Genomic DNA, 11,152 nt, shown 5'->3' with positions numbered 1-11,152 from the left:
TTAAAATTTCTTTTTGTCATTCGCTTGCGATGGAGCTTTGTGTCCGTTTCGCTTGCGGCGACAGTTGCATACTTTAACAGACAAACCAGGGCATGTCAAGCGTCATTTTCAACTTTTCAAAAAAATTCCCAAAGCAATTCAGGGTACCCGGAGGGCTGTCATCGGAAGCACAGTACTCCGAAGCTGGAAGACTCTAAAATCCTGCCCTTAAGAAGTACTAAGCCCTCTGCAATCGCTGAGTTTTCTTTATGAAAACTCAGCGTTGACAGAGGGTTCCATGGAGAGATAGCACTATGTACTTCTAAAGGGCAGGATTTTGATTCTTCACAGCTTCTACGTATGGCTTCCGATGGCAGCCCTCCGGGCACCCTGAATCCGCTCAATGCATATTAATATCAATGGTCTGATATGGGATCACGACGTTGTGTTCGTTGAATGCCTTTATAATCTTCTCCCGGAGCTCGCTGCAGGCGCGGAAGTTCTCGTCGACGCTGTGTGTCCACACAGTGAACTTAAATACGACGCCGTTCTGGCTTACGCGGCTCATCGCAATCGTGACGTCTTTCCTGCTGACCTCCGGCTGGCTTTCGAGTGCCTGGCGGATCAGGGAACGGACGAGATCGAAGTCAGATTCATACGCGACCTCGAACTCGAGGAAATTACCTGTACCCTCCACGTAGTCAGCATTGACGATCACTGCCTGATCCACGAGGCTGTTCGGAATGATATTGCTCTGTCCGTCATAGCTCTGGATCACGACATGACGGAAGGTCATATCCTTCACGATGCCTTCGCAGATCTGCGTGCCTCCCTGCAGGAGCTTCACCTTCTGTCCGATTTCGAGTGGGCGGGAGGCAGACAGCATGAAGCCGGAAATCACGTTTCCGAGAGCCTGCTGCGCCGCGAAGGTCGAGACAGCGATGATCAGGGTACCACTTTGCAGGATAACGGTACTGATCTCGCGCGCCATGTCAAACTGTGACAGCACAGAGTAGATCGCCGTCGCAAGGAGAACGACATACACCACGCTGTTCAGAAACTTATAGAAGATACTGTTCTTCCGCCGATTGATTCTTCGGAAGATGCGATTCGTGATGGAAATCAGCCCTGCAAACACCACGACGATGATCGCGATCGTAATCAGTTTATCGAGGTGCCCCTCTGCCATGATATATTCTTTCATTCCGCCTCCCTGTTTCGTGTCACATGTTGCACAGCGATCGTTGTTTCACCGCGGCCACAGTCTGCTTCTTTCGTCGAAGCAAAGCCCACGCCAGGGCATGCTGATGTAGACATTGGCCTACGCGTGCCTTTCTGCCTCTTCATACGCTTCGTCGGGGATGCCAATGTCTTCGACCAGCACCCGCCCGGCAAAGTTCTGTCCGGCGCCGCACACGAGGCCGGTCTTGTTCCGTCCGAAGGTGATGGTTACATCTGCTTTTATGCCGCAGCCCATGAGCTCACCCGTATCGGTATTGATACCGGAGGGTGCGTCGATGGCGAGCACGAATCCATGCCTGCGGCGATTGGCCTCTTCTATAAACGTGCGGTAGTCGCCCGCGATTTCTCGATGCAGGCCAATGCCGAAGATACCATCGATCTGGATGTCGTCGTCCGGAAGTCTGTTCGCCCGAAACAGCGATGCATCGTCCGCGGCAGTATCAACGTCTGGATGATACATCGTCACCGTGCCACCCGCCTGCTGAAAATGGCAGAGCTGGTAGAGAAACTCCCAGCTGGCTTTCTCCAGGTTTCCGACGATGTAAACCTGCGGCTGGTAGCCCTCCCCGAGGAGCATACGTGACGCGCAGACACCATCCGCGCCATTATTGCCGACGCCACAGAGCACGGAAATCTTCAGATGATCGCCGTCCGACTCGGATCTCTTCGGATACGCGCCACCGTTCGCACCGCCTTCGTTTACCATGATCGGCGCAGCCGACTGCAGATCATGTTCACCGCAAAGTGGATAGTGCTTCATCACGTATTCCGCGACTTTACTGCTCGCCGTCTCCATCAGCGTGAGCGACTTCAGCCCCATCACGTCCATCGCATAACGATCGGCCGCCTTCGCCACCGTACCCGTGATGCAGGATGTTTTTATATTATGATTGCTCTTTTGCATATCTATTCCACTTCCTATAATCAGAATACTACTTCCATGTTATTTTATCATAGATTCTTTTCGGAGAATACGCGGACATGAAGTATTCTGCCCGCCGAAGAAGCGTAGATACAGTGCACGCATCATCGCGTCTTTCCAGCGTTTACATCATTCCTGTTTTTCGTTCATTTGATACAACGAAAAGCCCCGCCAGTTTATTACGTGCTGACGGGGCTTTGCAAGTGGATCATGCCTGCTCCACGAACTGTATAAATGTATTGTCAGATTTCCCGCTCTGCTTCATTGCATGCAGCAGACAGGACGGCCTTTCAAGCTGTTACATTTTCGGAAGCATCGGCTTCACCTTCCGAAGGACGATCATCACGAGGGCGAGGGAAATCACACGGTCAAGGTAGTCCGTGAAAATCTGCACGACGAAGATCGCGCCGGTGAGACCGAGCGGCGTGTGGGACAGGGCCGCAACGATGGCAGAGGATCAAGACGAGGTGACACCACCGAAGAGGATCGCGTTGATGATCGCGCAGACGATCGTGCCCGGCAGGGTGATGAGAAACGCAGAGAGCAGAAGCATGAAGCCGACGCTGTGGATCCGCTTCAGCACGAAACCGGCGGTGAGGCCGAGGATCATACCGACCGGCGCGAAATAGAGCGAGTAGATGTCACCGGTGAAGGCCATGAGGATACCGGAGATCATCGGCGGAAGCACGCCGAAGGCCGGTCCGAACATCGCGCCGATCAGGATCGTACCGATGCTGTCGAGGTAGATCGGCAGGTGCAGGGCGAGGGCCAGCTGGTCACCGATATAGTTGATGCAGATGGCCATCGCGACCATAGCGATCTTCGCGGTAGTGAATTTCATATTTACTACGCCACCTGTCTTTACACTTGTTGATTTCATATTATTCATACTATTCTCCTTCCGATGTCCGTACCCGAATGTGCGTGCTTCCGCGATGACGATACACTTATCCACAAATTCGTTTCAGTTTATCTACGCTCAATTTTCATCGTTCCCAGGATGCTGTGAGGTTCATATCGCTTTTTCGGACAGTTTATAAAAATTTAATTGGGTCAGACCCCATTAATTTTTTCTTAAGCCGTCAGATGAGGGTCGGCAGCAGCGGGCACTCCGCGGCGGTTTTCCCGACGAGCCGCGGCAGGAACAGCCGCCAGAATTTCGCGACATCCACCTCGGTCATGATGTCCGCATTGGCCGGCTTCTGGTAGAAGGACGCGACGTCTACGACAGACTGACCGATGGAAATCCCGCCGGTCTCGATGTCGGTGTAGGCCGCGAAGCCCGAGGTGATCGTCGGGTCGAGGAAGGCCGCGACGGCGAGCGGATCGTTGATGACACAGCCGATGATGCCCTCCCATGCCCAGTGAAAGTCGAAGTAGAACTTCGTGATCTTCCGCACGAAACCTCCGACCTCCGGATGCAGGAGCTCCATGTACTCGAGCAGCGTCGGCGTCAGCACGATCTGCCGCGTGACGTCGAGGCCGACCATGCGGATAAGCTTCGGGCGCTTACCTTCGCTTCGGCCAATGTCTACACTCGTATTCGAGCGCTGCAGCGTGTCTGCCGTGATGCCAGTGGCATCGGATGCACTGCAGGATGCCTTCGCAGATGCAGGTAACGACCGCAGCTCGATGTTCGGAAGGAAGCTCTCGCCGAGACCGTCTGCGCCGTGCGTATCGAGTGCGCTGATATAATCACGCTTCAGGGGCCGGTCCGCACCGAGATAAACTGGCACATCCTCGCGGTCGAGGAAATGAAGCACCTTCCGCGCGTTCCCGTACCCCATCTCGAGCGGTGCATTACCCGTGACGATCGTGATGCCGCGCACATCCAGCTCCGGACTCGAGAGCGCCAGCATGATCGCGAGGGAATCATCGATCCCCGGATCACAATCCAGAATTACTTTTCGCTTCATAGATCACCTTTCACTTTTAAAATTCGCAATAAAAAATGACTGATCCTGCATCTCGTTTTTCTCCGAAAAACGAGATGCAGAACCAGCCAATTACAAAAATAGCTTATGCTTCTCACGAAACATAAGCAAACTTAAGAAAACACTTTACGTGTCCATCCTTCTGTATTTGCCTAGTTTTTTATCCTGGGAGGTTTTCGAACCAGTGTATAACGCGAAATAGAATACTACATGCATAGAAAATAAGCAAGGAGATTTAGAGGGCTTCCCATAAGCGATTTACCTAGCGACTTCCCTTGCAGGAGATTTACAGGAACTTCGGCAGACCCTCTCCCATGTAGGAAATTCAGTGAACCAACCATGCACCTTTTACTATCCTATCACTATTCGTTACATATTTTTTCCTGCATCAGCATTTTTTCCTTGCTTACATCCATAAATAAATCCCTCATCCTATGCGATAAGAACAGCACAGGATGAGGGATTGTAGAGTTTAAAGATAAGTTTTCTCTAACATACACCGAAAAATATATACTATTTCAGAAAAAATCCAGTATATAGAACACAATATAATCCACACACAAATCTTCAAAATTTCGGTTTCCTCTTTTCCAAAAAAGCATCGAATCCTTCCTTCTGGTCCCGAGTACCGAAAGCAGCTGTCATATACCCGAGTTCGATATCTTTTCCGATGTCAATGCTTACATCTTCCGCCGAAACCATCGCTGCTTTCGTAAGTGCAAGTGCGGTCATTGATTTTTCAGCAATTACTTTCGCTTCCTTGATAACTTCATCCCAGAAGTCATCAAGGCCCACCACTCTATTTACGATACCCAATTCTCTTGCTTCTTCTGCAAAGATTCTGCGACCGGTAAAAATAATTTCTTTCGCGGTACTCATACCAACGCACTTCGGAAGACGTTGAGTGCCATTAAAGCCCGGCACGATTCCTAAATTTAGTTCCGGAAAAGCAAATGAAGCTTTTTCATTCGCGATACGGATGTCGGTCGAAAGGACAAATTCGAATCCACCACCAAACGCATACCCATTAACAGCAGCAATTGTTGGTTTCGACAGCGTTTCTATATGGCGAAAAAGTGCCGCACCTTTTCTTGAATAGTCAATAATTTCAAGCCCTGTCTTCTGACTCATTTCATTGAGGTCCGCACCAGCAATAAAGGATTTTCCTTCACCTGTAAAAACGATCACCCTAACCGTCGGATCCGCCTCAACCCGATTAATCACCTCTTCTAAATTCGAAAGCAGTTCGCTGTTCAGTGCATTCATGGCTTCTGGTCGATGAAAGGTTATAGTCGCAATACCATCCATCTGATTCACCACTATATATTTCATATTTTCCACGCCCCTTCAGTAAATTATAAATCGCAAAATCAATCCCTCTGTCTAATTCTTACGTTTAGAACAAATTCGCAATCAGTGGGTAGCCAACGAAAGCTGCAACAAGTGCGGTGACCAAAACAGCAATAAATCCATATTTGATAATCATAGAGGACTCGCTGTACTCATCGCCGTGAAGCATCGCAATCGGCGCAAAGCTGGAAGGCATCATGTACGCGCTGGATCCAGCGAAAGTTGTGACAAGCGAAATCGCCATCGGGTTCAACCCCGATCCGGCTGCCATTGCAACCGCACACCCAACGCCTGTCATCACCGTGATAGTCGGTACATTTGCCGCAAAATTCGTCATGAGTGTCGTCACTAGTGCAATCAATAGTACGATTAAAAGCGGAGAAATATTCTGGATTAGAGGGGTAATGTTTTCGGTGATAAATGACGTCAGTCCAACTTCCGGCTTACTTACCGCACCTCCCAGAAGCACCCCAACGCTAAGGAAAATGATGATATTCCACGCAAAGCCACGTGTCAATATATCCTTCAGATCAATCAATGGTTCTTCGTCAATGCTTATAACCGACATCAAAACAACCGAAAGAATCGCCCAAAACGTGATGCCAAACGAATTCAAAAGTTTAATTAGCTGCGCCTGGGAACCGATAAACATCTGCAGCACACCCGGAAGCATCCAAAGAATCACTGTACCAAAGAAAATCGCCACAACGCTCTTCTCTCTCAGGTCCATCGGTTTCTGCTCTTCGAGAACTTTATTGATGTCAAAAGTTTCGAATTTACTCATATCTGGTTTCAAGCTCAGTTTCAGAATCACCGCCATTAGCAGCATAAGCACTATAGCCACTGGAATTCCGAACGCTAGATACGTAAATAGATTCAGCACTTGTCCGGTTGCGCCTTCGTAGATTCCGATACCGAGAATAGCAAGCGAGTGGGAAATTGGTGTTGCCGCACCCCCGATGTTGACAGAGAATACAACTGCCATTGTCAATAGTTTCGGATAGGAATCGCCTGGCTTATAACCGAGCTCCTTAAAAATGCGTGCACAGAAGCTTAAAAAGAACGCAGTTACCGGTACTTGATCCATAAAACATCCTACAATAGCTGCAAGGATACAGAGTGAGTAAGTAAAGTGCCATGGACTTTTGCTTACAAACTTCCGCGACATATAGTAGCTCACCAAGCGAGATGTGAATCCAGATCTATTCAACGCCTCGGTCATGATGAAGCTCATGATAACAAAATATGTAATCCAGTTTCCCATAGAGCCAGCGATTGCCTCGTTCAAGCTCATAATGCCGGTTCTCGACAATAGCACCAAAGCAAGCAGCGCTGGCCAGATAGGGTCTACAAGCGAAAGCATAAGCACTGTCGTAATAAATGCTCCTATAACCTTCATTCCGATTGGCGAAATCGGCGCCACAGCCGGTACGTTCCAAAACATAATAAGAATTAATAAACAGACCAGCATCCGAACCACAAGTGATGTTTTTATTTTAAAACGTTCCATTTTACTGCTCCTTTCCATTCGGAAAACTCCATTTGCAGAATTTCCAGTATGGCTCACTGACTCTTTCTGCATATGCCTTCATATCCACCTGTGTCCAGTCATAGAACCCCTGTCCTGCCTTCGTACCTGTATGTCCCTCTCGAATTAGTTCTTCGACAGATTCTGGCGTCTTCGTTGCATCACTTAAAAGCGGAAAAAGTGCATCACAGGTATGTTTATTCAGCAACATACCGCCAAAATCAAAATGCTCAAAAATACCAATAGAGGTATAACGTGGGCAGAAGCTATACTGCAACGCCGTATCAATATCGCGTGGATCACAGACGCCCTGATCCACCAACGAAAGCGCCTCTCGCCATAGCGCAAACTGAAGACGATTACCAATAAATCCTGGCGTTGGCTTTTTTAAAACAACCGGTTTGCGCCCCATGGATTCCAGGAACTCTTTCACAAAATCAATAACTCCCTCCTTCGTCATCGCCCCTCCGCACAATTCAAAATATGGCACAATATGCGCAGGATTAAACGGATGCGTGACAATAATTCGATCACCGTACTTCTCGCATCCCTCGGCCAATTCATCTGGAACAATAGCTGAACTCACAGAACAGATTGCTTTTACTCTCGGGCAATTACTTTCAATTAGATGATAAACATCATGTTTGGTTTCAGTATCTTCCAAAACCGATTCAAATACGAAATCAGTTTCTTTTAATGACGGATAGTCTCTTACCACATGTACATAACTCGAAACGTCTTCCATCTGCTTCTCACTCATGAGCCCATGATTCTTAAACACCATCCAGTGGTCTTTGTAGTTTTTCCAGAATTTCTCTTCCGAAGCATCTGATCTAGCAAACACCAATGTTTTGTAGCCATGTCCTGATGTAAGATTTGCAAGCGCGGTCGCAATGATTCCAGTACCGATAATCGCCACCTGATTTACACTCTTCATACGTCCCTCCTAACATTCGTTTGTTAATTAACAAACTTACTATCTATATTATAGGCTAGGTATTGCTTGTTATTATTTCCACTTTATTATAGAATTAATTCCGAAACGGAATTTGTATACAAGTATGTCAATAGGGATAATTGTGAATATTCAATATCTGGAAGAATTTCTAACAATCGCGAAATACAAGAGTTTCTCCGAAGCGTCTGATGAACTATCCATCGGGCAGTCGGCACTCTCCAAACACATTTCAGCACTCGAAAAAGAACTGGACGTTCTGCTGTTTTATAGGAACACTCGAAATGTTTCACTCACGCCGATTGGCGAGATGATCCTTCCTTTAGTGAAGCAAATCGTAAATCGAAGTCAGAAGATAAGAGGACTCTGCGCTTCATATACATCTGATTCAATCGAAGAAGCTAAACGCAATGATCTCCGTATTGCTATCGTTCCAGTATCTGCAGCCTACAAAATCACTGAGCTGTTCGCTACTTTCACGAAAGATACTTTGATTCCCATCCGCTCGCTCGAGCTAGAGCCAAATGTAATTTATGAACTTCTCACTTCTGGACAAACCCGCCTTGCCTTCGTGCGTTTTCACGAAGACCTACTGGAGAACTATGATGTGCTTCCGTACGTCATCGAGAAAATACTTGTCGTGCTCCCTGCAAATCATCGCTTAGCCCACAAAAAAGAAGTATCACTAAACGAACTGAAGAATGATCGCTTTCTACTGATTTCCAAGAGTGCTGAATTATACAGAATATGCATGAATTTGTTTACAGATGCCATGATGATTCCTAAAACCGCTTTTACAGGCACACGTCCAGAAAATATCGTTAATATGGTTTCCCTCGGTATGGGAGTTTCCCTGCTTCCGGAGCATTTCTTCAATTTCTATAAAGATGAAGGTGTCGTTGCGCTCCCGTTATGCACTGAAACCAAAACCACTATCGCTCTAATCAAACGGAAAGGTGTGAAGCTTTCCGTACAAGAAGCTCGCTTTTGGGAATTTGTAGACACAAAAAACCTCGTTTCAAACCCTAACAGTTTAAAACAAGGTTGTACTTGCCTTCCATCACCAGATGAAATTCGATTTTAGTTGTTCGCCGTTGTCGACGAGGATGTCCTGGCCGGTCATGCTGCGGTTCACGTTCGTCATGAAGTAGCAGAACTCCGCGATTTCCTCCGGCTCAGCCCAGCGCTTCAGCAGCGTTTCGTCGAGGACCTGCTGCATGAGCTCCGGGCTATCCAGGATGTGCTGATTAAGCTCCGTTTTTACGCCGCCGGCGGAAAGGCTGTTGCTCGTCGCGTCGTACTGCGCGATACGGAGCGCGACGTTCTTCATGTAGGTCACCATACCGCCCTTGCTCGCCGCATACAGCGGGAACTCCGCGCCATTCGACGCACTGGAGGAGGCCATAAAAAGGATAGAACGGATCGCCGGCTGGATGCCGTACCTCTCCGTCACCGCGATGGTGCCCTGGAGATTCACCTCGATCTCACGGCCGCCCTCCTGGACACCCGCGTTATTCACGAGGACCTCGACGCCCTCGATCTCCGGCAACGCACCCGTAATATCTGCCACGAAATGATGGTAGCGCGCATCCTCGAGCCCCGCCGGACGGATGTCGATGCCATAGACCTCATGCCCCATCGCCAGATACTTCTTCGCACAGGCGAGCCCGATGCCCCGGCTCGCCCCAGTTACCAGTATTTTCATATTCCCTCCTATACAATCATCGTAATTCAGCCAAGGGACTCGGAACGGCGCCGTCAGAAACCATACGGAGAGATCGTGAAAATTCAAAATCTCACCCCTTAGAAGCACTTAGTGTAATTTTTCCCTGACCCCCTCTGCAACGCTGAGTTTTCACCAAGAAAACTCAGTGATTGCAGAGGGCTTAGTGCTTCTTAGGGGTGAGATTTTAGAATTTTCCGATCTCGGAGTACTGTGTTTCTGACGGCGCTTTTCCGAGCACTCGGCTCAAGTTGCAGGATTATCTCTTCGCCTGCTCGGCCGCGCCCGGCTTCCCGCGGAAATCATGCGGTGCGGAGCGCTGGATATAGCGCTTGTCGTAGCTGTAGAAGTAGGTCTTCATCATACCGTTATAGATCTTCCGGTTCTTGTCGGCCTTTCCGAGGTACTTCTGCGCGTCCTCCCAGGCCGTGATGAGGTGCATAGACCAGCTGTCGAGGCCCTGATATGCCTCCTTCAGCTCGGTGTACAGAAGCGGCAGATTCCGCTTATCCTCGATTCGCTCACCGTATGGCGGGTTCGTGAGGATATAACCGAACTTACCGCTGTGCGAGAAGTTCGCGATGTCACGCACCTGCAGATGCACGATCTTCTCTACACCGGCACGCTCTGCGTTCTCACGCGCGACCGGAATCACCTCCGGATTGATGTCATAGCCCTGGATATCCACCTTCTTCCCGAAGCGGTTCACACCGGTATCCAGAAGCGTCTGGTCGATGGCCTCATCCGCCTCGTCGAGTGCGTTATACCAGCACTTCTTATCGATCAGATTCGTCCACGCCTCGGAAACGAAGGCACGATCCATGCCTGGGGCAATGTTGGCGGCGATCATGGCTGCCTCGATCACGAAGGTACCGGAGCCGCACATCGGATCGACGAAGGCGTGGTCCTCACGCCAGCCGGACTGCATGATGAGGGCCGCAGCCAGCGTCTCGGTGATCGGCGCGAGGCCCTGCTTCAGACGGTAGCCACGCTTATGGAGGGACTCGCCGGAGGTATCGAGGCAGACCGTGAAGATATCCTTATACGCAAAGACACGTACCGGATACTTCGCACCATGCTCCTCGAACCAGTCGACGCCATAGTATGCGCCCATGCGGGCAACCATTGCCTTCTTCATAACCGACTGGATGTCACGGGTCGAAAAGAGCTTCGACTTGATGGAGCTCGCCTTCGTAACCCAGAAGCTGCCATCCTTCGGTACGAAATTCTCCCATGGGAGTGATTTCGTCGCCTGGAAGAGCTCCTCCCAGGTCTCTGCCCGGAAGGTGCCGACCTTCAGCAGGATACGCTCCGTCGTACGGAGGAAGACATTGGCACGCGCGATGGCGTCCGCATCGCCGATAAAGCTCACGCGTCCGTCGGTGACTTCCGTGATGTCGTAGCCGAGATTGATGATTTCTTTTTTCGTGACGGCCTCGAGACCGAAATGGCAAGGCGCAATCAGTTCAAATGTTTTCATGATATAAACCTTTCGTAATACTATGTGCGAAGGGATGAT

At 49.4% G+C, this 11,152-nt stretch carries 10 protein-coding genes and 1 riboswitch; of the genes, 1 reads left to right on the top strand and 9 read right to left on the bottom strand.

All coding sequences use genetic code 11. The annotated features are described in order from the left end of the window. Positions 1–379: 379 nt before the first annotated feature. The 7 genes from ACTNC3_RS07170 to ACTNC3_RS07140 all read right to left on the bottom strand — a co-directional run bounded on the left by ACTNC3_RS07170 (position 380) and on the right by ACTNC3_RS07140 (position 7,892). Positions 380–1,183, bottom strand: a complete 804-nt coding sequence (locus tag ACTNC3_RS07170; protein ID WP_441226957.1) for a mechanosensitive ion channel family protein — start codon at positions 1,181–1,183, stop codon at positions 380–382. A 117-nt stretch (positions 1,184–1,300) separates the two neighbouring features. Continuing rightward, a complete protein-coding gene (locus ACTNC3_RS07165) occupies positions 1,301–2,125 on the bottom strand; it encodes an NAD(P)H-hydrate epimerase (protein WP_441226956.1) in 825 nt (274 codons plus the stop codon). A gap of 475 nt (positions 2,126–2,600) precedes the next feature. Continuing rightward, positions 2,601–3,032, bottom strand: a complete 432-nt coding sequence (locus ACTNC3_RS07160; RefSeq protein ID WP_441226955.1) for a hypothetical protein — start codon at positions 3,030–3,032, stop codon at positions 2,601–2,603. Between the two features lie 193 nt (positions 3,033–3,225). Next, positions 3,226–4,059 carry a nucleoside hydrolase gene (locus ACTNC3_RS07155; RefSeq protein ID WP_441226954.1) on the bottom strand — a complete coding sequence of 278 codons (834 nt, stop codon included), beginning with the start codon at positions 4,057–4,059 and terminating at the stop codon, positions 3,226–3,228. A gap of 164 nt (positions 4,060–4,223) precedes the next feature. Continuing rightward, positions 4,224–4,268: riboswitch (PreQ1 riboswitch) on the bottom strand. Positions 4,269–4,644: 376 nt separating this feature from the next. Continuing rightward, on the bottom strand, positions 4,645–5,409 hold the full coding sequence (locus ACTNC3_RS07150) for an enoyl-CoA hydratase/isomerase family protein (protein WP_441226953.1): 765 nt from the start codon (positions 5,407–5,409) through the stop codon (positions 4,645–4,647). Positions 5,410–5,473: 64 nt separating this feature from the next. Further along, the gene (locus ACTNC3_RS07145) at positions 5,474–6,937 is read right to left on the bottom strand and encodes an SLC13 family permease (protein ID WP_441226952.1); all 1,464 of its coding nucleotides are present in this window, start codon (positions 6,935–6,937) and stop codon (positions 5,474–5,476) included. 1 nt (position 6,938) lies between these two features. Continuing rightward, positions 6,939–7,892, bottom strand: coding sequence for a 3-hydroxyacyl-CoA dehydrogenase family protein (locus ACTNC3_RS07140; protein ID WP_441226951.1), 954 nt, complete (start codon positions 7,890–7,892; stop codon positions 6,939–6,941). Between the two features lie 142 nt (positions 7,893–8,034). On the opposite strand from ACTNC3_RS07140, the gene ACTNC3_RS07135 reads away from it, so the two are divergent. Continuing rightward, the gene (locus ACTNC3_RS07135) at positions 8,035–8,994 is read left to right on the top strand and encodes a LysR family transcriptional regulator (RefSeq protein ID WP_441226950.1); all 960 of its coding nucleotides are present in this window, start codon (positions 8,035–8,037) and stop codon (positions 8,992–8,994) included. Here ACTNC3_RS07135 and ACTNC3_RS07130 read toward each other — a convergent pair. Both ACTNC3_RS07130 and ACTNC3_RS07125 read right to left on the bottom strand, forming a co-directional pair. After that, positions 8,971–9,615, bottom strand: coding sequence for an SDR family NAD(P)-dependent oxidoreductase (locus ACTNC3_RS07130; protein WP_441226949.1), 645 nt, complete (start codon positions 9,613–9,615; stop codon positions 8,971–8,973). The genes ACTNC3_RS07135 and ACTNC3_RS07130 overlap by 24 nt on opposite strands. A gap of 277 nt (positions 9,616–9,892) precedes the next feature. Next, positions 9,893–11,113 (bottom strand): THUMP domain-containing class I SAM-dependent RNA methyltransferase, encoded by a 1,221-nt coding sequence (locus ACTNC3_RS07125; protein WP_441226948.1) that lies wholly within the window; start codon positions 11,111–11,113, stop codon positions 9,893–9,895. Positions 11,114–11,152: the final 39 nt, after the last annotated feature.

Origin of the sequence: Oribacterium sp. HCP3S3_B9, from assembly GCF_052064255.1 — a bacterium.
Taxonomy (GTDB): Bacteria; Bacillota; Clostridia; order Lachnospirales; family Lachnospiraceae; genus Oribacterium.
Note: the sequence above shows the minus strand (reverse complement) of the source record. Positions and strands in the feature narration are given on the sequence as shown.